The sequence below is a fragment of the Methylococcus sp. S1M genome (genome assembly GCF_051295855.1).
GTDB classification, from domain to species: Bacteria; Pseudomonadota; Gammaproteobacteria; order Methylococcales; family Methylococcaceae; genus Methylococcus; species Methylococcus capsulatus.
In genome coordinates, this window is the sequence record NZ_JBPDXO010000070.1 from 1 (window position 1) to 236 (window position 236).

Annotated in this window: 1 protein-coding gene; it reads right to left on the reverse strand. The window is 58.1% G+C overall.

Going from position 1 to position 236, the window contains the following annotated elements:
• On the reverse strand, positions 1-226 hold a 226-nt coding region (locus ACSHWJ_RS16100; protein ID WP_435928802.1), incomplete at its 3' end, for a LemA family protein.
• Positions 227-236 lie beyond the last annotated feature (10 nt).

A 236-nucleotide genomic window follows, 5' to 3' on the forward strand; every position in this document is an offset into this window, starting at 1 on the left:
TTTCCGAGAATTCCAGCAGGTCGAACGGCTTGTAGCCGAACTGGCGGGCGATGAGGAGGTCGGGAATCTGGTCGAGCCGTACGTTGTTGGCGTTGGCGTGATTGTTGTAGAACTCGCGGCGGTCGGGGATCGAGCTTTCCAGCTCGGTGATGCGACTCTCCAGCATCCGGCACGTCTGGTCGGCTTTCAGTTCGGGGTAGTTATCGGATACGGCGAAAAGGCTCATCAAGCCTTGA